Source organism: Treponema sp. C6A8 (assembly GCF_000619925.1).
In the GTDB taxonomy this organism is placed as follows: domain Bacteria; phylum Spirochaetota; class Spirochaetia; order Treponematales; family Treponemataceae; genus Treponema_D.
This window is the reverse complement of record NZ_JHVB01000014.1, coordinates 20160-43159: the sequence shown is the minus strand read 5'-3', so window position 1 is coordinate 43159 and position 23000 is coordinate 20160. Positions and strand designations below refer to the sequence as shown.

The window sequence follows — 23000 nt, the reverse complement described above, 5'->3', positions numbered from 1 at the left end:
GCTTGACCCGCCGTACTAGAAAATCAGGCTTGACCTGATTTTGTTTACATTGATTAATTACAACCCCTTAACATTTAAGCAATTTACTCGATTACTTTGATCAAAAGCATATCGATTTCGTTCATTTCTTCTTTCGATTTTTTGAAATTATAGAAAAAAAGAAAAATCACAACTGCTAAAATTGCATAGATCGGGACAGAAATATGAAAATCATGAATTGCAAATAACAGGGAAGCAAATTTAGCGAACATACCGAAAAAAAACAATGTAAGAATAGTCACGCAGATTCCTTTTTTGCAAATCAATGTTCCATTTTCGCTTGAAAAAATTTTGTATTTTGGAAAAAAAAGCCGTCTGAAATCTTTGCCACAAATGATGATTTTTTCTTCATCTCGAAAACAATCAAGCAAGTCAAAATCAATCACGTTGATAAAATCTTCTTTGTTACCCTTCATTTCACCAGTAATAACTTTGTCGAAATCATCAGAGCGCCTTTTTTCCAAGCTAATTTTCTCTGTAATTCCTGAAATTGAATTTATCTGAGAGTTAATTTCTTGTTTTCCTGTGCAAATCGTGAACATGATAAATCTCCATTTTATCCGCTCCATAGGGGCTACAATCCCTAACGCATTAATTTTTTGCCAGCAATTTTATGATATATCACATTCCGTTTTTAGTTTGTGATACAGGAACTTGCGCCCCAGTGCGGGCGTCCACATAACAACTGGTTGTACCGCAGGCAGCTTGACTCGATTATAAAATATTCAACTCTTTTATTAAATGATATTTTTTATTTCCTTTTGGAATATCGTTTAATTCACTGATTATTTTGTATCCATTTTTTTTGTAAAACTCCGGAGCCTGCCATGACATTGTGTCAACATGAACAGAATGACAACCTCTTTTTCTAGCTTCTTCTTCAGCTGCTTTTAATAACCGTGATCCAATTCTCTTTTTTCTGAATTTTATATCTACCCAGAGAATATCAATGTGCATCCATCCCCAATATGTTCCACCGAGAATTCCGCCAATGACATTTTTGTTCTCATCATATTCAACAATATTTAGAAGTTCATGATTATCGGGGCCAACTTTTTCATCATTGAATTTATTTAGTGCATTGTTTATAAAAGTTATTTCTTTTTCACTTGGATTATAATTCATTTTTTCTACTTGCGCCCCAGTGCGGGCGTCCACATAACAATGAGTTAAACCGCAAACCGGCTTGACCGGTTTGTCGGCTACGAACCTTTATGTGTTTATTCTACTTCAAATAACCACCATAGCACCGGCCTACGATTCCTTTTTTAATATCTTTTCCTTCCTTGTCTTTAGCTCCAGCCTGGACTTCAACTTTTACCCAGTTCGAAGAAATCCCGTCGATTGTTTCTGCTTTGCCGAGTTCAAGGATTTTTACTTTTGTACCGGCTTGCATTACTGCAAGGACTTGGGTTGAGGTGGCTTCGCCGGAACGGAGTTTTAGGTTTTCTCTAACAAGCATGTTTTTGTTTGTAGAGATGTTCGTTAAGGATGTAGTAAGTTCAGCTTTTGTTCCTTGTGATGGAGTTGTTGTGTTTTTGCTTCCATCATAGTCGCAGGAGCCGTCAGCGTGTCGGGGCCAGGTGATATTTGAAGTTATATAGGATTCAGTTTTCAGGAATTTTTCGAATTCATTTTGGGTCTGCTTTTTTGTTCGGATAAAAGTATTTATAAGAGTCTTTTTATCAGAATAGTATAAAGAGATATAATCGCCATCTATCTTTAAATAGAAAACTGTATTTTCTCCCTCTTTTTGTAAATTAATATTGTTAAGTATTCTGTTTTGGTTATAATCAAAATAAAAATAATATGAAAGATACAATTCGTACATATCTTTATCTTTTTTAATATTTGTTATTTCTCCAAAAAATTTTGAAAAATAATTTTGAAATGAAATTTGAGAATTTGTTATATATGTGGATTTTTGATAAAATGAGCAGCATTCTTTCCAATCTCTATAATCATTGTATTTTTCTGCTTTTTTTATTGTGTTTTCATAACATTTATATATTCGCTTAATATCTTGAAACTTTAAGCCTTGAAAAAACTCATCAATAAAATATACATCTCCTGGTTTTGTTATTAAATCATCATTAAAAATATCTTCTGACTTTTCTGGTATCAATTTACTAGCTTGTACTCTATAACCTTGAAAATCATCGTCCAATTCAGCATAATAATCATACTCATTATTATTATTATTTTTATGATATTCAAACTCATATTGAGAGACTTTTATTTTTTTGTTTTTATCTAAAATCTTTACGACTTCAAAATTCTCATCATAAAGGTTAATATCTTCTTTTAATCTAACGATTTGTTGCGAATAACAGTGAGCAGATATTAAAAACAGTAAAAAGATAAAAATTCTTTTCATTTAATTTCCAAAGCGCCCTAGTGCGGGCGTCCACATAACTACGCACTTAAACAGCGCACGGCTTGACCGTGCGTCTGCTTTGAAGTGTATGTTATGTGTTTTTTATTTATTTAATGATACATAACCATTATTATCAATAATTCTTTGCCCTTCAGGAGAAATAATCCAATCTATCAGTTTTTTTATATTTTCATTTTGATCATTTTTTCTGTAAACAGCAAAAAAATTTGAGGATATTGGATATTTTCCGTTTTGTATATTTTCTTTTGTAGGTGCAATTCCATTTAAGGAAACCATTTTTACGTTCTCATTCTTTGTTATTCCTTCTACATAATATCGAAAGGAATAACCTATCGGACTGCCAAAAAAAATGCATAATGGATTTGAGTTTATTGGCTCTCCTTTCATAAAGTTTAAGAATGCAGTTTGACTACCACTACCTTCCTTTCTTTGCCATGCAGCGATTAAAGTATTTGTCCCGCCAACCTTTTTCCAGTTTTTAATTTTACCAGAATATATTCCTTTTATTTCTTCAATTGACAAGTCATTGACAGGATTTTTTATGTTTTCTATGAATACAAATGCTTCAAAGCCAATAGGAACAAACTCTAATTCTATATTTTTTTCCTTCGCATATAATAGCTGCTCTTCTGAAGGTGCAGCGCAAAAGATTATATCAGATGTTCCATCAACAATGGCCTTATAAGCGCCTCTTGTATTCCTCATTTGAACTTTACTTTCTTTAGTGAAATTTTCACCATCGAAACAAACTGATTTTTCTGGATAAGTAGAAGATGCAATAGCGGAAAAAACAGGGTATAGCGCACTTGCTCCGTCAAGGATAGGAATATTTTCATTTATTTGAAAGTTTGATTTTTTATAATTTATTTTAGAGTTTTTATCAAAAGGAAGATATTCTTTTAAATCAATTGAAAGACTTTTTATTTCATTACTGCCTGCAACGACTGATATCATTCCAGACTTCCGGTGCGTTATATTAAATTTAATTCCGGAATATAAAAGACTTACCATTCCTAATATAGAGATAATAATAAAAAAGATAGCAATGTTTTTTTTCATATTACATTCCGTGAACAGCAATTGAATACATGATAAAAAATAAAAATCCAAAAATAACCGCAATCCATACAACAATAATAATTGCAGAAATTATAATTTGTTTTTTAAACGCTTTTCTTTTTTCTACATTTCCTTTATTTGTTCTGCAAAATTGTATTATAGAAATTACCAACCATATTAAAGCTAAGACAGGAAGTAATAAAATTATAAATTCCATTTTATCTCCAAGCGCCCCAGTGCGGGCGTCCACATAACATAATTTCTACGTATCCGGCATAAAAGTCTTATGCTGACAAAAAGTGTCGGTATAAGACTTTTATGGAAATGTCGTATATGTTTATTTTATATCAAATTATGAATAATTTGTAGTTTTTTATGCGGATACACAATTTAAATCCATTCTCCACGAATCTTATATGGAGTAATTTCAATATTCCAGGGGAGAAGTTTTTCCCAGTCATTTTCAGTTTCAGCATAAGGGGCTTTTTCAAAAAGACATCTGAGATAATCTTCAGGAGCAATACCATTCTGCTTGGCAGTTTCAATAAGGGACAGAATAAAACATAATGCTCTTGCTCTCTTAACTGCAAGTTTTTCATTAAGAATCTTTATTTCTGCCCTAAAAGAGATTCAAGATTTGATTTGGTTTCTTCTATATTAGTAAACTGTATTGCATTCAATCCTGTTTCGCGTGCTCCCTGAACATTCACAGCAAGGTCGTCAATAAAGACAGATTCAGATGGAATAAGATTGTATTTTTTGATTAATGCCTGATAAATCGTATGGTCAGGTTTAATAATTTTTTCCTGTGCAGAAACAATCTTTCCGTCTACATAAGCTGTAAAGGTAAATGCGTTTTTCCAGTGATAGTCAAACATCCAGTCTGGATAGTTTGTAAGAAGATACAATTTATAACCGCGTTCCTTTAAGTTTTTTAGCCAGTCTGCTGAATATGGAAATGAGCTTACAGTTTTAAGAACTTCCTGTGAAAAAAAGCGTTTTGCGTCAGCCTGATATTCAGATGGAATAGTTGAAAGCATTTTATTAAAAACTTCCTCTTTTTGCATTACACCACGATCAAGTTCTTTCCAATATGGGCCACCTGCAGTGTGTTCAAAAATTACTTTTACTTCTTCTTCCGGAAGTCCCATTTCGCGGAGTACTCTAACTGGCTCAAAAGCAACCAAAACTCCACCAATATCAAAAATAATATTCTTAATCATATGTTTATAATATCAAGTTTTGTGATTTGAAACTATCTTTGTTGATGTTATAATTTATATAGAAAAAGGAAAATTCCTATATAAGTATTTTCTGGCTTTTGTTTTTTATGTAAAAAATATAATATAATTAAACTACAAACTTAGTAGGCAGATTTTTTGAAAGGGATTTTTATGAATACAAATCAGTTTGCACGAACATGCCTTACATTCGGAAAAGAGAATATGGAAAAACTCTACAATGCACGTGTGATTGTTTTTGGCATTGGCGGGGTAGGCAGCTATGTTGTTGAAGCTCTTGTCCGTTCAGGAATTGGTGCAATTGATATTGTTGATGATGACAGAATCTGTCTTACGAATTTGAACCGACAGCTATATGCTCTGCGCTCGACAATCGGCAGGGACAAGGTCGATGTTGCTGAAGAGCGTATTCATGATATTAATCCTGACTGTAAGGTTACAAAATGGAAGAACTTCTACATGCCAGATACTGCCGATCTCTTTGATTTTTCTCAGTATGATTATATTGTAGATTGTATCGATACTGTGACCGGTAAGCTTGAAATCATCACTCGTGCGAAGACACTTAAAAAGCCGGTTATCAGCTGCATGGGGGCTGGAAATAAGGTTGACCCGGCTAAGCTAAAGGTTGCAGATATTACACGTACTTCTGTCTGTCCGCTTGCCCGCGTAATGAGAAACGAGCTTAAAAAGCGCCGCATCAAAAGATTGAAGGTTGTTTTCTCAACTGAAACTGCAATTTCTCCAAAAATTGATGAGGTTGATGCTGATTTTAAAGATACTTCTGGTGTAACTCCTGCTCGCCAGGGGGCTTCAAAAAAACAGACTCCTGGCAGTAATTCCTTTGTTCCTCCTGTTGCTGGGATGATGATTGCGGCAGAAGTTATAAAAGATTTGACTCAGTTTCACGTAACAGATTTGTTTAAGGAATAGAAATTATAGTTATTATTTTTTTATGAATGTGAATATAATTCTTGACAATAAGCATTGTATACAATACAATCGGGGTAAATATAAAAGCAGTGAGGTTTATTTTATGAAATTCGCAGTTAGATTTTACACAAAAACTGGAAACACTAAACGTCTTGCAGAAGCAATTGCAAATGAACTTGGTGTAGAAGCATTGCCGCTTACATCTCCAATAACAGAGCCGGTAGATATTCTTTTCCTTGGAAACTCTTACTATGCATTTAGTATTGACCCGGAAGTACGCAATTTTGTAGCTTCTCTTTCAAAAGATAAGGTTGGCAAGATTGTTAATTTCGGTTCGGCAGCACTCTTGAACTCAACATACAAAAAAGTAAAAGCCGAGGCTGAAAAAGTTGGAATCCCAATGGATGAAAGGGAATTTCACTGCAAGGGTGAATTCAAAATGTTGCATAAAGGCAAACCTGATGCCGATGATATGCGCGCAGCCGCAGAATTTGCTGCTTCATATTTCCAATGCCAAAACTTGCAAGAAGGGTAAATATACAGAAAAGGATGGCAAGTTTTTTGCTTATTCCTATCATTCCCTTATAGCGGCCAAGTCCATCTTTCAGATAATACATTGCGCCGCCTTTCCATTGTCAGCACAATGCCTGCTAAAAGCAAAAGCGCAATACCAAATGGCCCCCATATGAAAGTATTAATTGCGTTGTTAATGTTTGTAATAATTGAAATCATGTTATAAAGTAAATTTTACAATTAAAAACTGATTTTTCCAACTTTTTTAATAAATTTACAGACGAAATAAAGTAAAAACTTATGTAAAATATGTTATACAATTCATTGTTAGCAGAGAGGCAGCAGTTGGAAGAGATTATCAGACAGATAAAAAATCAGCAGGAAATTAATTTTCTTAATGTAAAAGACCAGATTTTGATGGCGGATATGGAAACTGTATTCGACGGTGAAAATCATTCGCGATATATTTTCCATTATCTTCATTCATTGGATCGTTTTTTTATTAATCCCTGTGATTATGTTTACGAGGGAGAAAAACTTTTTGGTATACCGGAAAATCTTAGTGCGATTGATCCATCGCGCCAGGGCTATGTAAATGATCCTTCAATTGTTATTTCAAAAAATCAGCTTCTTGATTACCTTGACTATGTTCATAAAAAGATTAATGTCTATTTTGACCGCCTTACTGCAGCTGAACTTCTTGAGACTCCAGCAGGCTGTGAATATTCACGGCTGGAACTGATTCTGGCACAGTTTCGTCATTTGATGTGGCATGTAGGCCTTTCCAGCGGAATCACTTTTTCAACAAAAAATGAATGGAATAAATTCACAGGATTAACCAGACTGAATTTAAAGCTCTTCGGGACGGAGAAATAAAAACGGTTTCTGCCGGGTGGGTTAGATTATACTTAAATAGGGGAAAATAAAGATTATGATTAAAGTAATTCTTCTGGATATTGATGGAACTCTGACAAATGATGAAAAAATTATTACTCCAAAAACACGGGATGCTTTACTGAAGGCACAAAAAAGTGGGGTGCGGCTTGCATTGGCGAGCGGTCGGCCAGAAAAAGGGCTTTATAAATTTGCTCGAGAACTTGTAATGGATAAAAATCATGGAATTTTCATTTGTTATAATGGAGCTCGTGTTGTTGACTGCCAGACGGGAGAACTTCTTTTTTCAAATCCAATAAGTGTTGAACAGGCAAAAGCGGTTTTAGAAAACATCAAAAAGTTTGAAGTTACGCCTATCATAGCAAAAGGTGATTATATGTTCACTGATAACGTCTTTGGATGCACAATCGATTGGAAGGGTAAACCCTTCAATATTGTTGAATATGAATGTCGCGGCAACGGTTATCTTTTGTGTGAAAAAGCTGATATGGCTGAATTTATTGATTTCCCGGTAGAAAAAATTATGACTGCTGGGGATCCAGCCTATCTGAAAGCTCATTACAAAGAAATGCAGGCCCCTTTTATAAATGATTTGAACTGTATGTTTACTGCAGACTGGTATTATGAATATACAGCAAAGGGAATTGATAAAGCTACGGCAATTGACTTTGCCTTCAAAAAGCTAGGAATTACTTCAGAAGAAATGATTGCCTTTGGAGACGCACAGAATGATATCAGTATGCTCAAATATGTAGGAATCGGTGTAGCAATGGGAAACTCCACCGCCGAAGTAAAGGCAATTGCCGACGAAATCACGCTGGATAACAACAATGACGGCATTGCAGAATCACTTTATAAGCATTTGTGATAATTTGATATTCTTTATTTGTCCTGTAAAATTGTATTATGGAAACTATCAACCAAATTAATGCTAAGACAGGAAGTATTATAAATTAGAAAATCCATTTGTTCTCTCCGTTATTTTACATAAATCTTTCTATAAATCATTCTGTAAATTACACCAAGAATTACAGACAAAACAAACACTGACAGTGCATAAACAAGCAGATTTATTCTTCCTGTCCAGTAAAAAGGTTCCATTCCAAATGGGATTTTAATAGTCTCTTTTGTATATAGAAAAACGCGGCAGACTGTAATTGCAATCAGGTTCATCATATAAGTTTCGAATGAAAGGTTTCCAAAAAATCTTGCAAGAGGGTTTGTAACATAATATTTTTGCATAATTACAAAAAGCGTTACGCAAAGCCACATAGATTCCGGAATCTGCATAAAATAAGTAATCAGCTTATTTAAAGTTCCAATTCCCTGTCCGCTGTATTCTGTCCAATAACCGAATTTTTCAAGAGCAAGACTGGTAAGCAGATAAAATCCAAGCATGATAATAAGAATGCCTGCAAGTTTCAGCCAATAAAGTTTCTGAAACCAGGCTCGGATTTCTTTTTCAAAGCGGGCATAAAGCATGCCGACAAAAAAGGCAGGGGAAGAGTTTACCCACCATTCGCCTGAGAACCACCAGACATTGTGTCCGGTCCACCATTTTTGATGGAGTTCGCAATTCCAGTCCAGCCACCAGTTTTTCTCTGCAGTCCACCAGACAAAGTGGCCGTTCACGCAGAAAATCAGCCCCATAAAAAGAATCAAAAGCGCAATCAAAGTAAAAGAAACTTTTTCATTTTTAATGTAGTTAAAACACAAGTAAAAGGCGACATAAAGAATTACAGCCACAACCGGATACCAGGCATAATTATTCATCATGGTAAAACCGGAAAAGTTCAAAATCCACAAAGGAAGGGCAAGTCTTTCTCCCATCGCATAGCGGAAGACAGCATAAATTACAATGCTGACATAGAATGGGATTACCATAGAATTAATTACACGTTTTCTGATGAAGGATTTAAGATAATCAGGCTTCAATTGAATGCTTTTTATAAGTCCATAGCCTGAACAGAAAAAGAAGATTGCTACAAAGCGGTAACCGGCATTCAAAAAGATTGCTAGTTCACCGGGATTTCCGCTTCCATTTGCTTTCTGGAAAGCCTGTTCCAGGGCAATATGATGAATAATAACACCAATTGCCGCAAAACCGCGCAAAGCCTTTGTTACTTCAAGTGAAGAAGAATCTCCATGAAACTGACTGCTTTTAAATCCGGCAAATTTTCCGCCCCAGATCAAAAGCACAATACATAATGAATAGATAACATAAGTTGTTAGCATCGGTACTCCTCCTGCTCGCCAAAAACAATATATCATGAAGCGAATAGAAAATCAGTTTCTTAATCAGGCATATAACAAATAATTTGGGACTTTTCTATAATATAAGTGTGATTTCTGATAGTTATGCTATAATAAATTTACTATAGGGTAGTAAATGGAAAAAACCTTATTACAAAACGGTGATCTCTTGTTTATGAGTGACGAATCAGATTTCTCAAAAGCAATTATCGAAACAACTGAAGATTACAGTCATGTTGGAATTTATTTTGATGGTATGATTTATCATGCAACAAGAAAGCGTGGGGTTGCTAAACAGAAGCTTGAAGACTATTTGTCAGAAGGTAAACTGGAGGTTTTTATTTATCGCTATCCTGTTATTGATGCAAAAAGCATCAAAGAGCAGGCAGAAAGATATTTGGGCGCCGAGTATAATCACAGCTTTTATCCTGATAATGAAAAGTTTTATTGTTCTCAGTATATTGCCCAAATACTTCCTATTTTTGATACAATTCCAATGAAGTTCGGTGATGGTGAAAATGAAATTTCTGATTATTGGAAGAAATACTACGAAGAGTTAGGTTTGCCTGTTCCTCTTAATCTTCCCGGTACAAATCCAAGTCAGCTTGCTAAATCAGAAAAACTCAAATTCATTGGAAAGCTTACTACAAGACTTTAAGAATTATGCTTTTTATGATTGATATCGCTGTGGTAAGTCCCGGAGTGGTTTTATAGATCTTGCCGTCAGTGCCATCGACAGAGCCTGTGCCGGAATATGTAAGTGATATTTCTTCATCTGCATTTTCAGAAATTTTTGCCTCATAAAGGACTGAAGGCTGACCGTTAACCGATGAATTTGATTTTGTGTAGGTATCGTTGTAGTCAAAACTCACATTAAACTCTGCCTTAATTATACAAGGCTTATCTGGAATAGTTTTGGAAAGCTGAATTCCTGTTTTAGGTGTTGCCCCGGTAACTGCATCGAGTGGCAAAATTGCATTTTTCTCCTGGCCTTTTATAAAATCTTTTTTTGAAGAGTGATACCATATTGGAAGCGATTCGGGACGACCTTCTTTTGGTGCAAAAATCCAGCTTTTTTTACTGGCTTTTTCTGTGACATAAAGAGTTTCTATGTAATTACCCTCTGTATCTTCAAGCCAGATTGCAAACTGAGGACTGTGCTTACTGCTCCAGTTTTGGCCTGGTAATACCGAAATTTTAATTTCACGTGCAAAAGCGCTTATTGCGCCTAAGAAAATCAGACAAATCAACGAAAATCTTTTCATTTTGAACCTCTCTTTATTTTTGAAATTTAATATTCTTCCTTAAATATGCTTTTCATCCATAAACTGATAAAGCGGTCTGTATAAGTTTTGCCGTCTTCCCAATATTCAACATCACTTTTTTTAAGAATAACTGATTCTATACAGCCCCAAAGTCCGAAAACAAGAAGTCCTACATCAAGGCGCGGGTTGTCTGAAAGTGCATCTCCTTCGGCAATAGCTGATTTAAGAAGGCTTTCACCTGTTCGGTTACAAACATAAAATTCTTCTATAATTTCAGGACTTGCATCATCTGCGCTTTTTATTCCCTGCATGACAAGTAAGGCGCGTCTGGGATTTTCAAAACACCAGTCACGGAAGGCATTTATCGCAGCAAGAATTTTTTCGCGGGGTTTTTGTTTTTCTTCTGCATTCTTTACAATCCGTTGGTTCAATTCCCTAAGACAGTCCAGCCCAATAGACTGAAACAGCGCCTCTTTATCTTTGTAGTAGTGATAAATTGTAGTTGCAGTTACCTTGCAGCAGGCAGCTATATCACGCATTCCTATACTGTCAGGATTTTTTTCCATGAGCAGTTCTAGAGTTTTGCTTTTAATAAGTGGAATAATATCTGGATTCGCGTTTCTCATAACAGTTTCCTTGTTGATATAACAATGATAATATAACATTGTTAAATTATAAAATCAAGTATTATTTTTGGGATAAGGGAACCCTCTTTGCAGGATTATTGACTGAAATTATATAAATTGCGAATATAGATTGCCTGGAGTTAGAAATGATTTTTTTAAATATTGCAATTTTGATAATAGGTTTTGTCGGTTTGGTTAAGGGTGCTGATGTTTTTGTAGACGGAAGTTCTGCACTTGCCCGTATTTTTAAGGTTCCATCGCTGATTATCGGACTTACGATAGTAGCTCTGGGGACAAGCATGCCGGAACTTGCTGTAAGTACTTCGGCAGCGCTTGCTGGCTCAAATGAGATTGCGGTCAGTAATGTTGTCGGTTCAAATCTGATTAATCTTCTTGGTGTTCTGGGATTTTGTGCGGTAATTCACAGTGTGCCAGTTGATTCTGTAATAATTAAGAGGGACTTTCCTTTTTCTATTCTTTCAACAATTGCAGTTTTTCTGGTTGTTTCGCTGCCAGTTCTTATAAGTGGTAATTTCCTTTCTATTAATATGAGTGATAATGCAGGATTTGTTAGTCGCGCACTTGCATTGAGCCTTCTGTTTGTTTTTGTGCTTTATATTATTTACCTTATTTTTGATGCCAAAAAAAATCCTGTTGAGGATGACGGCATAAAATCACTTCCTCTCTGGCAGTGTATTCTCTTTATTATTCTTGGACTTATTTGTATTACTGCGGGCGGTAAAGCTGTTGTCTATAGCGCCCAGAATATTGCCCGTTTTTTTGGAATGACAGAGACTCTTATCGGTCTTACGGTAGTTGCTGTTGGAACTTCACTTCCCGAGCTTGTAACTTCAATCGTTGCTGCGAAAAAAGGAGAAACTGATCTTGCCGTTGGTAATGTAGTTGGTTCAAATCTTTTTAATCTTCTATTTATATTGGGTATTTCTGCATCAATTCATCCGGTCAGTGTTAATGCGGCATCAGTTTATGATATGGCAGTTTTGATTCTTATCAGTATTCTTGTATGGATTTTTTCAATTACAAAAAAACAGATAGGAAGGGTAGAGGGAATTATTATGCTGCTTTGTTATGCGGCTGAAACGGCTTTTGCCATATTGAGATAAAAAGGTAAATCTTCATATTTTTTATATAAAACTAAGAATTGATGTTATAATTTAAAGGATGAAGAAGAATAGTTCTAACCGTTGGAATATTATCAACAAAATATTCATGGATAACTTTCTGGCAGCTTCCTTTATTGAACTTTCGGCTGTAGGAAGTGTGCTGATTGACGGTATTGTTGTAAGCCGTATGATGTCTTCAGAAGAAATGGCAGCTTTTGGTATTGCTTACCCGATTTTCAGCATTATTGCAATTTTCTTTGGACTTTTTGCAACCGGCATGTCTACAATCTGTTCTCAGGAACTTGGACGTGGAAATGTACAGGAATATAACCGCATTTTCTGTACTACCTTTTATATTTCAGCTATCTTCTCGCTGCTTTCAATGGCTGGTGTCGTATTTGGATCAAATGCAATCGCCACGGTTCTTGGTGCCTCGGGAAAAGATGCGGTTCTTCTTACCGGAGTTTCAGACTACGTGCGCGGAATTGGTCTTGGTATACCAGCCTTTATCCTTTGTGCCGTATTGGCTCCTGCTCTTCAAATTGATAACGGACGTAAACGCGTAGTAATTTCTTCAAACATAGATGCCGTAATGGATATTGCTCTGGATTTCCTTGCTGTAAAAATGAACCTGGGGCTTTTTGGAATTGCCCTGGCATCTTCTGTTTCAAGATATGCTCGTCTTATAATTTTGATCTTTCATTTTGCGAGCAAATCTCATTACCTTCACTTTGTAAGATTAAAGACAAATATCAAAGAGTTCTTCAACTGGCTTTCTTACGGAACAGAAAAGGCATGGCGACGTTTAGGTAATGTTATCCGTCCTGTTTTTGTAAACAAGCTTGTTTTGTTTTACGGCGGTACAATGGCCATGTCTGCTATGTCTGTCCGCGGAAACATCTGCGAGCTTTCAGAAATTTTTGCGGTTGGACTTGCAGATACTGTAGGCCTACTTACAGGAATATATTATGGAGAAAAAAATGCCGAAGCCGAGTATATTCTTGGAAAAAAGGTTCATTCAACCTGCGCAATATTCTGCGGCGCAGTCAGCTTTATTCTCATAACTCTTTCATACCAGATTGCAAAGTTCTATTCGCCGGAGGGAGGTCAGCTTACTCATTTTATCTGGATTACGATAATCGGTGTTGCCCTTCAAACACCCTTGCAGGCACTTGTTCGTTCAAGAATTAGTTATTTGCAGAGGATTCAGAAAATGGGCAGCATGAGGATTATGATTATCACATCAACCGTTGTATTCCCGATTGTCAGCAGCCTTGTACTTGGTGTCTTATTCGGAGTTTACGGAGTATTACTCTGCTACACATTAAGTGATTTACTTTCACTGGTAAGTATCTGGTTCTATTATGTAATAAAAACCAAGCATTTCAGACCAAAAGCAGAAGATTATCTTAATCTTCCAGATGAATTCCAGATTCCGCCAGGAGATATTATCGCTTTGGATATAAGGAATATGGAAGATGTTTCTTTAACAACAGAAATGATAAGCACCTTCTGTAACGGTCACAAAATTGATGAAAAAATCGGAAACAGGGCGGCAGTTTGTTTTGAGGAAATGGCTTCTAACACTGTAAAATACGGTTTTCCTATGAATAAAAAACGTTCTCCTTTGATAGATGTTCGCGCAGTCTTCTCGGAAAATAAACTCATTATCCGCTTGCAGGACAACTGCCCTAAATATGATGTAGGAAAGCGTATTGCAGCCCTCAATAAATCCAAAGAAGTAGACAGACTTGCCAACCTTGGAACCTGGTTTGCCCTGAAACTGACAGATAACTTTAAATATGTTTATTCTTTTGAGACAAATACGATTTTCATGGAGTTTAATACCAATCAAAAGTAAATCATTATTGAATATTATGATATAATGATTTCATGGCTCAGAGTTCTCTTAAGAAGTTCAAAAAACTCAACATTGTTTTTCTGTTAATTCTTTCTTTTTCAAAGCTTTTTTCGCAGGAGGCAAACCTTCCGATTGAAGAATCTCTTAATGTTGAGGAAGATGATAAAAAAAATGATAATCTCTTTATAAAGGTTATTTCTTTTATCCATAATCTTCCATTTGGATTTGATTTGGGCTGCGAACCTACAAATAACGGAAGCATTACTTATTTTAATCTCCGCTACAACTGGACAGCCGATGAATGGCTTTCTTCCAAGTTTTTGTTTAATTACGGCAGTTCACTTTATACAGATAAGGACAATGAAGTTACCGTAAGCGAAAACTATGTATTTTATAATAGAAAAGATACTGCATTTGATTTTAAAATAGTTCCTCTGGCATATAAATTCAAATCAAAGAAAAATAATTCAAGTTATTTTACTCTTGAACCAGGACTAAACTATCGATATGAAATGGTAGATTTACATTACGGATATCCTTATCTGGACTTATTTAATGAAAATATGAGGTATCGTGATTGTGAACAGAATCAGTACACAAATATTTTTAGACCTTATTTTTCTGGAACTCTTTATACGCCTGTCGGAAGTTTCTTTTCTGCACATTTAGAAGTTCTGTACGCTCCGATTTATTTTGGCTGGCTTAATACAGATATAAACTATCGCTCATATTCTTATAATGACTCTGCCATAAGGACAGCCGGATATAAAATGTCCTATAACGATTTTGCTTTCTCGGACAATTATCTGGATGTTACAATAATGTTCGGTTTTTTTAATATGCTGGCAACATCTTTCCGCTTTACATATAACAGAATTCATCAGAATGATGTAAGTCAGAATAATATACAACCAGATAAAACAGAATATACCGACAAGGATTTTACAAAAGATGAAAACATTTATGAAACTTTAAATCTTAAATTGGGGCTTTCCCTTATAAACATTGGTAAATCAGATATTCGTTTGAAAACTGGAGTTTTTTACGAATGGAAATGGAGGAAAAATCACAATTTAGACACAATGGTAAGGGACGGCCGCTGGGTTTTTGGCGTCGGAATGCGTAATTTGTATTAAGTATGGAAAATAATAATAACTTTGAATATATACTGAAAACCTCTGAACTTGCTGCGGGATATGAAAAAGAAGTTGTTGTGGGCGGAGTTAGCCTTGCTGTAAAGGCAGGGGAAATTCTTTGCCTGATTGGCCCAAACGGCAGCGGAAAATCTACAATATTAAAGACTCTTACTCGTGAACTGGAGGCCTTGGGCGGAAAGATTTTTGTACTGGGGAAGGATGCAGAAGACTTCAGCGAACTTGAAAGTGCCCGCCACCTTTCTATGGTGATGACTGAAAAAATCAAGCCGGAATTTATGAGCTGCCGGGAGGTGGTGGAAAGTGCCCGCTATCCTTACACGGGGCATCTTGGACTTTTGAAAGAAGAGGATAAGGCCAGGGTAGAACGTGCGATTAAGATTGTGGGAGCTCAAGAGCTTTCTGAAAAGCAGTTTTGTAAGCTGAGTGACGGTCAGAAGCAGAGGATTATGCTTGCCCGAGCGATTGCCCAGGACACAGAGATTATTATTCTTGATGAGCCGACTTCCTTTCTTGATATGCGCTATAAAATTGATTTAATCCGCGTGATTAAAAGGCTTGCCAAAGAGGAAAAGAAGGCTGTGATTATGAGCCTTCATGAGCTGGAGCTGGTAAAGGCGGTGGCGGACTTTGTTGTCTGCGTGGGCGACGGGAAGATTGTGCGCACTGGTAAGCCGGATGAGATTTTTTGCGGGAATTTTATTCAGGGGCTTTACGGGATAAAGGATGATGAATTTGAGCCGGAGACGGCGAGATTGAAGATAGATTTTCCGGGGGTTTTAGGGGGCCACGAGCATACGCACCTGCTTTGCTCGTGCCTAGTTGAAGGGGTGGCGAGCAACGAAGTGCTTACGCGCGGCAAGCATAGCTTGCCGAACCGTTCTATCGATGAAGCTAACCGACAGTCACGACGGACTGTCGGTTTTAACGCTTCTTCGATTTTCGGTAAGGGAAAGGCTTCCCCCTCGTTAATAATGATTCAAGGTACCATGTCCAGTGCGGGGAAGAGCCTTCTGGTGGCGGGGCTGTGCAGGATTTTGAAGCAGGACGGCTGGCGGGTGGCGCCTTTTAAATCTCAGAATATGGCGCTCAATTCTTTTGTGACGGCGGACGGTTTTGAGATGGGGCGTGCGCAGGTTATGCAGGCGGAAGCGGCGGGGATTGAACCTAATGTGCTGATGAACCCCATTCTGCTTAAGCCGACAAGCGACAGAAAATCGCAGGTGATTGTGAAAGGAAAGGTCGTGGCGAATATGGATGCTCGCGACTATTTTGAATATAAGAAGGGGCTGGTGCCGGAGGTGGTGGAGGCCTTCAGGCAGCTGAGTGAGGAAAAGGATGTCATCGTGATTGAGGGGGCGGGAAGTCCTGCTGAAATTAACCTTAGGGAAAATGACATTGTGAACATGGGGCTTGCCGAGATGGTGGATGCGCCGGTGCTTCTTGTGGGCGATATTGACCGGGGCGGGGTTTTTGCCCAGCTTTTGGGAACGCTGGATTTGCTGACAGAGAGCGAGAGGGCGCGAGTGAAGGGGCTTGTGATTAATAAGTTCCGCGGGGATGTTTCGCTGCTGGAGCCGGGCTTACGGGAGCTTGAGGCTCGGGGCGGGGCGCCGGTGACTGGTGTGGTGCCTTATATGAAGGTGAGCCTTGATGATGAGGATAGTTTGACGGAGAGGTTTGGAAGTGTGTCTCCTGCCGGGGCTTCAGTGTCTCCTGCCGGCGCGGGCGTCAAAATCTGCGTAATTCGGCTGCCTCATATTTCCAATTTCAGCGACTTTTCGGTTTTTGACCAGTTTGCGGGTCAGGGACTTTCGATTTCCTATATTGATAAGACGTCGGAACTCAGATCTCTTTCCCCTGATATGATTATTCTTCCGGGCAGCAAGAATACGATTGGTGATTTGCGCTGGCTTAAAGAGTGCGGCCTTGCTGACGCGGTGACTGACTTTGCCGGTGGCGGCGGGGTCGTGATGGGAATCTGCGGCGGTTTTCAGATGCTTGGTGAATGGGTTAGTGACCCGGCGGGCGTTGAAGTGGAATCTGGTAGTCGTGAAGAAGGTCTTGGTCTTTTGAAGCTGACTACGGAGCTTGAAGGGGAAAAAGTAACGACTCAGGTTAGCCGTAAAATTGAAGGCGCGGGCGGATTTTTTGACTTTTTGAATGGAAAAACTGTGACAGGATATGAAATCCATGCGGGAAAAAGCCTGGATGAGAGCGGTAATGAGATAAAAAATGCCGTCTGGGGCGTGAAAGATGCACATTCCGGTGTGACTCTGCCTTCTGCCGGCGCGGTGGATACTGGTAGTTGCAATGTGCTCGGAACTTATATTCACGGATTTTTCGATGCGGGCGATATTGCCTGGTCTTTTGCAAAGGCACTTGCAGAAAAGAAAGGCGTGGTTCTGGGAGTGGAGACTGGTAGTCGCGAGCAGAATTTTAATGCTTTCAAGGAAGCTCAGTATGATTTGCTCGCAGATACTCTTCGTAAAAGTCTTGATATGACTGCAATCTATAAAATTCTTGGACTTTCCGGGAAAAAGGCGGCAGACAATGAGTAAATCGATTTTCAATCAGATTAAGGAAAACTGGGATTGTATTTCAAAACCGCTTGATAGCATGGGACGTTTCGAAGAATTGACGGCTAAACTTGGTGTGATTCAAAATTCTATTTACCCAAAGCTGGATAAGGTCGCTCTCCTTGTTTTATGCGCTGATAACGGAGTTGTTGAAGAAGGTGTGAGTCAGTCGGGACAGGAAGTCACGGCAATTTGTGCCAGAAATATTGCGGAAGGGAATACTTCTGCAGGAGTTATGGCTAAGGCTCTTGGAATTGATGTGCTTGCTGTTGATATGGGAATTGCAGTTACAGAAGAAATTCCTGATGTTTTAGACAGAAAAATTCGTGCCGGGACTCGTAATTTTGCTAAGGAAGCAGCTATGACCTGGGTGGAATGCCAGTCTGCCATTCAAACTGGCATTTCACTTGCTGAGGATTGCAAAAAAAAATATGATGCTGTCTGCATTGGTGAAATGGGAATTGGGAACACGACGACGAGTGCTGCAGTTGCAGCCGGACTTTTAGGCTTGAGTGCAGAAGAAGTTTGCGGGAGAGGAGCAGGACTTTCTGACCAAGGTTTGCAACGAAAAATCTGTGTAGTTGATGCTGCGATAAAAAAATATGATTTATATAATAAATCTGCCCATGAAGTTTTAGAATGCGTGGGTGGCTTTGATATTGCCGGAATGGTAGGAGTTTATCTCGGAGCTAAAAAAGTTGGACTTCCAGTAATCCTTGATGGAGCCATCAGTTTAACAGCGGCTTTGGCGGCAGTAAAAATGGAAAAAGATGCAGGTCATTATTTGATTCCGTCACATAGAAGTCGCGAGCCTTTGGCTGAAAAAATCTGTGCTGAGCTTGGAGCAGATTTTTCTCCTTTGATTGATGGGGCTATGGCACTCGGAGAAGGTTCTGGCGCTGTAATGATGACAGGTCTTCTGAGAACTGCCCTGGAAGTTTACAATAAGGCATTAAGGTTCGGCGATTCTGGAGTAGGGCAGTATAAGAGGAAGTCAAAGTGATTTATCTTGTTTATGGTGGAAGTGCCAGCGGAAAGTCAGCTTTTGCAGAAAAACTACTGACTGAATTTCCAGATGGGGATAAATATTACATTGCGACTATGATGGCGCGTGAAGATGACGCTGACGCGCAGAAGAGAATTACCCGTCACAGGAAGATGAGGGAAGGTAAAGGATTTAAAACCATAGAAGAAGCTAGGAATTTAGAAAAAATCACTTTGCCAGCTTCTTCTTCGGCTCTTTTAGAATGCATGTCTAATCTTTGTGCCAACGAAATGTTTGATGGTCTCTCTGGTAAGCAAAAATCTGAAGATGAAGTAGTGGAAAAAATCCTTGCGGGTGTAAAAAGTCTTTCTTCTATTCTGAAAAATCTTGTAATTGTTACCAATAACATTTTTGAAGATTCTGTCCAATATGATGAGGCAACACAAAGCTATATACGTGCACTTGGAAAAATTAACTGTGAACTTGCAAAAATCTCTGATAAAGTATATGAAGTGGTAGTGGGAATTCCCGTGGAGTTAAAATGAAAATCGTGAGTGCCGTCTGCCAGTTTTTAAAATCTCTTACAGTCGCTTTTTCTATTTATTCAAAAATCCCTGTTCCCCGCTTTAACTGGGCTTCAGACGATATGAAATATCATCTCTGCTTTTTCCCTTGGGTTGGGGCGGTAATCGGTGCTGCCGAGTGGGGTTGGTTTAATTTGTATTTTAGAGTGCTGACTGCGCAGGCGGTGGCAGGAGACATTTTTGCCTCGAATAGTCTTTATTTTGCTCTGATAGCTTTTGTTATTCCGGTTTTAATAACGGGAGGCTTTCATCTGGACGGATTTTTAGACACAATGGATGCCCTTCATTCTTACGGAGACCGTCAGAAAAAACTTGAAATCCTAAAAGATCCGCACGTAGGAGCCTTTGCTGTAATCAGTTTTTCTGTATACATCCTTCTGGCTCTGGCATTTTTATCACTGGTAAAGGAAAAATCTTTGAATTTAGTAATCAGCGTCTGCTTCAGTTTTTATATTTCACGCTGCCTGAGCGGATTGAGTGTATTGATTTTCCCAAAAGCCAGACCAGACGGAATGCTTACTACTGAAAGTAAAACCAAAAGTTCTCTTTTTGTAATTGTGATTTTATGTATTCAGCTGCTTGCAGGGCTCTGGGCTATGAGTTTCCTTGCCGGAATAAAATCATTAATTCCATTCGCAGCAATATTACTTTGTTTCCTTTACTATTATAGTATGAGTAAGAAACACTTCGGCGGTATTAGCGGTGACCTTGCCGGATTTTATGTATGCATAGCAGAACTTACTTCATTAGTTTCTTCTGGCATTTGCTATATTTTATAGATTCTTTTTATTTTCTTCCGTAGCCTGCTTTTGAACCCTTAAATATAAAATTTACAACAGCATCATCACTAATTAAATCATCAGTGCTTTGCACAAGATTGGCATTATATAATGCAGTTGAATGATTTTTCTGATAATATATGCACATGTCTGCATCTAGTTTTTTGATTGTCTGCCCCATGCTTTTTCTTGCGGGGTTTGTTGATTCTATTGCTGGTGGTGGAGGATTGATTTCTTTGCCGGCTTATCTTCTGGCAGGATTGCCTATTCATACGGCAATCGGTACAAATAAGTTTTCATCTGCGTTTGGAACAACTCTTTCTACTGTCCGCTTTATCAGACAAAAACTTGTGATAGCACGCTTTGCAATTCCTTCGGTATTTTTTGGATTTTCGGGTTCTGCTATTGGGGCAAAACTTTCGCTTCTGGTCAGCGAGACGGTTTTAAAGTCGCTTCTGCTGGTAGTTCTTCCGATTGCGGCATTCTGTGTCTTGAACAGAAGGATTTTTCGTCCAAATGAAAGTGACAATATCAAATATGATTTTAAGACTTTTTTCGTGGTGATGCTTTCTGCCTTTTTGGTCGGGATTTATGATGGTCTTTACGGCCCGGGAACCGGTACATTTTTGATAATTGCATTTTCAGTCTTTGCAAGATTTTCAATAAAAAGGGCAAATGCCCATACCAAAGTCATCAATCTTTCTACAAATATCGCAGCCCTGGTCGTATTTTTATTGAATGGCCAGGTTTTAATTCCGCTTGGAATTGCTGCAGCTGTAAGTAATATGCTGGGGAATTATGTAGGCTCTGGACTTGTAATGACAAAAGGCGTAAAAATCGTAAAGCCTCTTGTCATTTTTGTTCTGACTCTGCTTCTGGTAAAAATTATTCTAGGAATATAATTTAATAAATAGAGTTCTGATTAGAGCTCTATTTCCAGAAGGATAGGGGTATGATCCTGTCTTGGGCCTGAATCAATCATTTCTGATTTTTTAATCTTATCTTTGATTCGGTCGCTGACAATAAAGTAATCAATACGCCAGCCCGAATTATTAATCTTGCTGGTTTTAATTCTTTGTCCCCACCAGGAATAAACGTCTTTTATATCACCGTGAATAAAACGGAAGCTGTCTGTAAAACCTTTGCCTAAAAGATTTGTAAAGTCTTCTCTTTCTTCATCTGTGAAGCCGGCAGAAAAATGATTGCTGGCAGGATTTGCAAGGTCGATTTCCTTGTGGGCAACGTTAAAATCACCGCAGGCAATTACTGCCTTCTTTTTATCAAGGGAAGAAAGATAATCTGCATATAGGGCATCCCACTGCTGGCGTTCCTTAAGGCGTCTGAGCCCGTCACCAGAGTTTGGGGTATATACGTTTACAAGATAGAAATTATCAAATTCAAGGGCGATAAGACGGCCTTCATCATCCATTGTATCTGGCGCACCCAATTTTGGGACAAGCTTTTCGGCTTTAAGGCCTTCCTTGTATAAAATCATAGTTCCAGCATAGCCTTTTTTTGCAGGCGGAATGGAAGAAACCCATTCAAAATTGTAAGAAGGGAAGTAGGATTTTAAAAGTTCAACATGCTTATCTGAAGGGCCTTCGGCCGGCAGTTTTGTTTCCTGAATTGCGATTATGTCTGCATCATAGGTTGCAATCTTTTTTAGTACGTCCTGAGATAGAATGGCTCTTGCAGAAGTTGAAGTCAGAGCAGCGTTCAATGAATCTATATTCCAGGAAATAAATTTTGCCATTTGGGGGTCCTTATAATAATTGAGTTTGAAAAAATTATATTATAAAATTCTTGTTTGTTCTATTAATGTTATACATACTCATCTACAATGCTCAAAACCGGTTCTAGATAAGTTGGTCCAAAAAGATTCAGATGGTTTAAGAGCTGATATAGATTGTATAAGTCACGGCGTTCTTCGTAGCCGGGCTGTAGTGGGTAAGCCATATTATAGGCTTGGTAAAACTCCTCTGGGAAACCGCCAAAGAGCTGTGTCATAGCAAGGTCTGCGTCTCGATGCCCGATGTAACAGGCCGGATCAATAAGAATTGTTTGACCTTCAGAATTACACATAATGTTTCCTGCCCAGAGGTCTCCGTGTAAGAGGGAAGGTTTTTCTGGTTCAATAAGAAAGTGATCAAGGTTATCCAGAAGTTTTGTAATTTTTTCGCGATCTGACGTGGTAAAATAGGAATCTGCATCGTGGAATTGAGGGACAAGGCGATTTTCCCTGAAAAAATCAATCCATGTGTTTACAGGCGTATTTTTTTGCGGACGGGCACCTATAAAATTATCCTGTGAAAAGCCAAAAGAGGAATTTTGGCAATCTGCCTTATGCATTGCGGCAAGTTCTCTGGCAAAACTTTCCCAAAAGTTTTTATCTTTCTCCCCGCTTTGAATGTAGCTTAATAGAAGAAAACTATAGCCGACATCTTCACCGTCATCTGTTCCAGTGCACAAAATTTTTGGAGTTTTGATTGTGTGAGTATTTGCAATCGCAGAAAGGCCTTCTGCTTCAGCTGTAAAAAAATCTGCATTATTTTTGGCGTTTGCCTTCATAAAAATTTTATCGCCGGTATTTAAAGTAAGAGCATAGGCTTTGTTTATATCACCGCCGCGGAGTCTGTCAGTTTGGGTAATTGCCACTGAATTTCCAAAAAGATCTACCAGGGCGCGTGCAAGAGAAGTGTAATTATTAATCATA

The 23000-nt window shown here is 38.0% G+C and carries 25 protein-coding genes; 13 read left to right on the top strand and 12 right to left on the bottom strand.

The window, feature by feature from the left end:
* Nucleotides 1–83: 83 nt before the first annotated feature.
* The 7 genes from T530_RS0111220 to T530_RS0111190 all read right to left on the bottom strand — a co-directional run bounded on the left by T530_RS0111220 (nucleotide 84) and on the right by T530_RS0111190 (nucleotide 4719).
* Nucleotides 84–608, bottom strand: a complete 525-nt coding sequence (locus T530_RS0111220) for a hypothetical protein (RefSeq protein WP_156011639.1) — start codon at nucleotides 606–608, stop codon at nucleotides 84–86.
* 145 nt (nucleotides 609–753) lie between these two features.
* On the bottom strand, nucleotides 754–1164 hold the full coding sequence (locus T530_RS0111215) for an N-acetyltransferase (RefSeq protein ID WP_027729090.1): 411 nt from the start codon (nucleotides 1162–1164) through the stop codon (nucleotides 754–756).
* A gap of 100 nt (nucleotides 1165–1264) precedes the next feature.
* Nucleotides 1265–2416, bottom strand: a complete 1152-nt coding sequence (locus tag T530_RS14285) for an SH3 domain-containing protein (protein ID WP_197018278.1) — start codon at nucleotides 2414–2416, stop codon at nucleotides 1265–1267.
* 102 nt (nucleotides 2417–2518) lie between these two features.
* Entirely contained in the window at nucleotides 2519–3496 is a 978-nt protein-coding gene (locus T530_RS0111205; RefSeq protein ID WP_027729089.1) for a PstS family phosphate ABC transporter substrate-binding protein, read from the bottom strand.
* Between the two features lies 1 nt (nucleotide 3497).
* Nucleotides 3498–3713, bottom strand: a complete 216-nt coding sequence (locus T530_RS0111200) for a hypothetical protein (protein ID WP_027729088.1) — start codon at nucleotides 3711–3713, stop codon at nucleotides 3498–3500.
* 173 nt (nucleotides 3714–3886) lie between these two features.
* Nucleotides 3887–4042: a transposase domain-containing protein gene (locus T530_RS15370; protein ID WP_371180463.1), complete on the bottom strand. Its 156-nt coding sequence runs from the start codon at nucleotides 4040–4042 to the stop codon at nucleotides 3887–3889.
* 62 nt (nucleotides 4043–4104) lie between these two features.
* A complete protein-coding gene (locus T530_RS0111190; RefSeq protein ID WP_027729086.1) occupies nucleotides 4105–4719 on the bottom strand; it encodes an HAD family phosphatase in 615 nt (204 codons plus the stop codon).
* 171 nt (nucleotides 4720–4890) lie between these two features.
* Between T530_RS0111190 and T530_RS0111185 the strand changes: the two genes are divergently transcribed.
* From T530_RS0111185 to T530_RS0111170, 4 genes are all read left to right on the top strand, one after another.
* Nucleotides 4891–5670, top strand: a complete 780-nt coding sequence (locus T530_RS0111185) for a ThiF family adenylyltransferase (protein ID WP_038074549.1) — start codon at nucleotides 4891–4893, stop codon at nucleotides 5668–5670.
* A gap of 103 nt (nucleotides 5671–5773) precedes the next feature.
* Nucleotides 5774–6205, top strand: coding sequence for a flavodoxin family protein (locus tag T530_RS0111180; protein ID WP_027729084.1), 432 nt, complete (start codon nucleotides 5774–5776; stop codon nucleotides 6203–6205).
* A gap of 323 nt (nucleotides 6206–6528) precedes the next feature.
* Entirely contained in the window at nucleotides 6529–7059 is a 531-nt protein-coding gene (locus T530_RS14280; RefSeq protein ID WP_051537964.1) for a hypothetical protein, read from the top strand.
* A gap of 55 nt (nucleotides 7060–7114) precedes the next feature.
* Nucleotides 7115–7945: a Cof-type HAD-IIB family hydrolase gene (locus T530_RS0111170; protein ID WP_038074546.1), complete on the top strand. Its 831-nt coding sequence runs from the start codon at nucleotides 7115–7117 to the stop codon at nucleotides 7943–7945.
* 110 nt (nucleotides 7946–8055) lie between these two features.
* On the opposite strand, the gene T530_RS0111165 is transcribed toward T530_RS0111170, so the two are convergent.
* Nucleotides 8056–9312 (bottom strand): acyltransferase family protein, encoded by a 1257-nt coding sequence (locus T530_RS0111165; RefSeq protein ID WP_027729082.1) that lies wholly within the window; start codon nucleotides 9310–9312, stop codon nucleotides 8056–8058.
* Nucleotides 9313–9466: 154 nt separating this feature from the next.
* Between T530_RS0111165 and T530_RS0111160 the strand changes: the two genes are divergently transcribed.
* Complete coding sequence (locus T530_RS0111160; protein ID WP_027729081.1) at nucleotides 9467–9988, top strand: YiiX/YebB-like N1pC/P60 family cysteine hydrolase; 522 nt, start codon at nucleotides 9467–9469, stop codon at nucleotides 9986–9988.
* Here the strand turns inward: T530_RS0111160 and T530_RS0111155 are convergent.
* Together T530_RS0111155 and T530_RS0111150 are read right to left on the bottom strand one after the other, a co-directional pair.
* Nucleotides 9975–10595 carry a DUF2271 domain-containing protein gene (locus tag T530_RS0111155; RefSeq protein WP_027729080.1) on the bottom strand — a complete coding sequence of 207 codons (621 nt, stop codon included), beginning with the start codon at nucleotides 10593–10595 and terminating at the stop codon, nucleotides 9975–9977. The two genes, T530_RS0111160 and T530_RS0111155, sit on opposite strands and share 14 nt — an antisense overlap.
* A gap of 26 nt (nucleotides 10596–10621) precedes the next feature.
* The gene (locus T530_RS0111150) at nucleotides 10622–11260 is read right to left on the bottom strand and encodes a TetR/AcrR family transcriptional regulator (RefSeq protein WP_252507372.1); all 639 of its coding nucleotides are present in this window, start codon (nucleotides 11258–11260) and stop codon (nucleotides 10622–10624) included.
* 107 nt (nucleotides 11261–11367) lie between these two features.
* On the opposite strand from T530_RS0111150, the gene T530_RS0111145 reads away from it, so the two are divergent.
* From T530_RS0111145 to T530_RS0111110, 8 genes are all read left to right on the top strand, one after another.
* Entirely contained in the window at nucleotides 11368–12345 is a 978-nt protein-coding gene (locus tag T530_RS0111145) for a calcium/sodium antiporter (RefSeq protein WP_027729078.1), read from the top strand.
* Between the two features lie 58 nt (nucleotides 12346–12403).
* On the top strand, nucleotides 12404–14206 hold the full coding sequence (locus tag T530_RS0111140; protein ID WP_081773727.1) for an MATE family efflux transporter: 1803 nt from the start codon (nucleotides 12404–12406) through the stop codon (nucleotides 14204–14206).
* A gap of 32 nt (nucleotides 14207–14238) precedes the next feature.
* Complete coding sequence (locus T530_RS0111135; RefSeq protein WP_027729076.1) at nucleotides 14239–15342, top strand: hypothetical protein; 1104 nt, start codon at nucleotides 14239–14241, stop codon at nucleotides 15340–15342.
* A gap of 2 nt (nucleotides 15343–15344) precedes the next feature.
* On the top strand, nucleotides 15345–17921 hold the full coding sequence (locus tag T530_RS15020) for a cobyric acid synthase (protein ID WP_081773726.1): 2577 nt from the start codon (nucleotides 15345–15347) through the stop codon (nucleotides 17919–17921).
* Nucleotides 17914–18942, top strand: a complete 1029-nt coding sequence (gene cobT, locus T530_RS0111125) for a nicotinate-nucleotide--dimethylbenzimidazole phosphoribosyltransferase (RefSeq protein ID WP_027729074.1) — start codon at nucleotides 17914–17916, stop codon at nucleotides 18940–18942. Before T530_RS15020 ends, cobT begins: the two co-directional genes overlap by 8 nt.
* Nucleotides 18939–19469, top strand: a complete 531-nt coding sequence (locus tag T530_RS0111120; protein WP_027729073.1) for a bifunctional adenosylcobinamide kinase/adenosylcobinamide-phosphate guanylyltransferase — start codon at nucleotides 18939–18941, stop codon at nucleotides 19467–19469. Before cobT ends, T530_RS0111120 begins: the two co-directional genes overlap by 4 nt.
* Entirely contained in the window at nucleotides 19466–20287 is an 822-nt protein-coding gene (locus T530_RS0111115) for an adenosylcobinamide-GDP ribazoletransferase (RefSeq protein WP_027729072.1), read from the top strand. The genes T530_RS0111120 and T530_RS0111115 overlap by 4 nt, the downstream gene beginning before the upstream one ends.
* Before the next feature lie 146 nt (nucleotides 20288–20433).
* A complete protein-coding gene (locus T530_RS0111110; protein WP_252507371.1) occupies nucleotides 20434–21189 on the top strand; it encodes a TSUP family transporter in 756 nt (251 codons plus the stop codon).
* Between the two features lie 20 nt (nucleotides 21190–21209).
* Here T530_RS0111110 and T530_RS0111105 read toward each other — a convergent pair whose 3' ends face one another.
* Nucleotides 21210–22040: an exodeoxyribonuclease III gene (locus tag T530_RS0111105; protein ID WP_027729070.1), complete on the bottom strand. Its 831-nt coding sequence runs from the start codon at nucleotides 22038–22040 to the stop codon at nucleotides 21210–21212.
* A 68-nt stretch (nucleotides 22041–22108) separates the two neighbouring features.
* Complete coding sequence (locus T530_RS0111100) at nucleotides 22109–22999, bottom strand: fructosamine kinase family protein (RefSeq protein WP_038074543.1); 891 nt, start codon at nucleotides 22997–22999, stop codon at nucleotides 22109–22111.
* Between the last annotated feature and the right edge of the window lies 1 nt (nucleotide 23000).

Excerpts from the sequence above, each read along its gene's own strand:
- T530_RS0111220 (WP_156011639.1), bottom strand. The coding sequence starts at position 608 with ATGGAGCGGATAAAATGGAGATTTATCATGTTCACGATTTGCACAGGA.
- T530_RS0111215 (WP_027729090.1), bottom strand. The coding sequence starts at position 1,164 with ATGAATTATAATCCAAGTGAAAAAGAAATAACTTTTATAAACAATGCA.
- T530_RS14285 (WP_197018278.1), bottom strand. The coding sequence starts at position 2,416 with ATGAAAAGAATTTTTATCTTTTTACTGTTTTTAATATCTGCTCACTGT.
- T530_RS0111205 (WP_027729089.1), bottom strand. The coding sequence starts at position 3,496 with ATGAAAAAAAACATTGCTATCTTTTTTATTATTATCTCTATATTAGGA.
- T530_RS0111200 (WP_027729088.1), bottom strand. The coding sequence starts at position 3,713 with ATGGAATTTATAATTTTATTACTTCCTGTCTTAGCTTTAATATGGTTG.
- T530_RS0111190 (WP_027729086.1), bottom strand. The coding sequence starts at position 4,719 with ATGATTAAGAATATTATTTTTGATATTGGTGGAGTTTTGGTTGCTTTT.
- T530_RS0111185 (WP_038074549.1), top strand. The coding sequence starts at position 4,891 with ATGAATACAAATCAGTTTGCACGAACATGCCTTACATTCGGAAAAGAG.
- T530_RS0111180 (WP_027729084.1), top strand. The coding sequence starts at position 5,774 with ATGAAATTCGCAGTTAGATTTTACACAAAAACTGGAAACACTAAACGT.
- T530_RS0111170 (WP_038074546.1), top strand. The coding sequence starts at position 7,115 with ATGATTAAAGTAATTCTTCTGGATATTGATGGAACTCTGACAAATGAT.
- T530_RS0111165 (WP_027729082.1), bottom strand. The coding sequence starts at position 9,312 with ATGCTAACAACTTATGTTATCTATTCATTATGTATTGTGCTTTTGATC.
- T530_RS0111160 (WP_027729081.1), top strand. The coding sequence starts at position 9,467 with ATGGAAAAAACCTTATTACAAAACGGTGATCTCTTGTTTATGAGTGAC.
- T530_RS0111155 (WP_027729080.1), bottom strand. The coding sequence starts at position 10,595 with ATGAAAAGATTTTCGTTGATTTGTCTGATTTTCTTAGGCGCAATAAGC.
- T530_RS0111150 (WP_252507372.1), bottom strand. The coding sequence starts at position 11,260 with ATGTTATATTATCATTGTTATATCAACAAGGAAACTGTTATGAGAAAC.
- T530_RS0111145 (WP_027729078.1), top strand. The coding sequence starts at position 11,368 with ATGATTTTTTTAAATATTGCAATTTTGATAATAGGTTTTGTCGGTTTG.
- T530_RS0111140 (WP_081773727.1), top strand. The coding sequence starts at position 12,404 with ATGAAGAAGAATAGTTCTAACCGTTGGAATATTATCAACAAAATATTC.
- T530_RS0111135 (WP_027729076.1), top strand. The coding sequence starts at position 14,239 with ATGGCTCAGAGTTCTCTTAAGAAGTTCAAAAAACTCAACATTGTTTTT.
- T530_RS15020 (WP_081773726.1), top strand. The coding sequence starts at position 15,345 with ATGGAAAATAATAATAACTTTGAATATATACTGAAAACCTCTGAACTT.
- cobT (WP_027729074.1), top strand. The coding sequence starts at position 17,914 with ATGAGTAAATCGATTTTCAATCAGATTAAGGAAAACTGGGATTGTATT.
- T530_RS0111115 (WP_027729072.1), top strand. The coding sequence starts at position 19,466 with ATGAAAATCGTGAGTGCCGTCTGCCAGTTTTTAAAATCTCTTACAGTC.
- T530_RS0111110 (WP_252507371.1), top strand. The coding sequence starts at position 20,434 with ATGTCTGCATCTAGTTTTTTGATTGTCTGCCCCATGCTTTTTCTTGCG.
- T530_RS0111105 (WP_027729070.1), bottom strand. The coding sequence starts at position 22,040 with ATGGCAAAATTTATTTCCTGGAATATAGATTCATTGAACGCTGCTCTG.
- T530_RS0111100 (WP_038074543.1), bottom strand. The coding sequence starts at position 22,999 with ATGATTAATAATTACACTTCTCTTGCACGCGCCCTGGTAGATCTTTTT.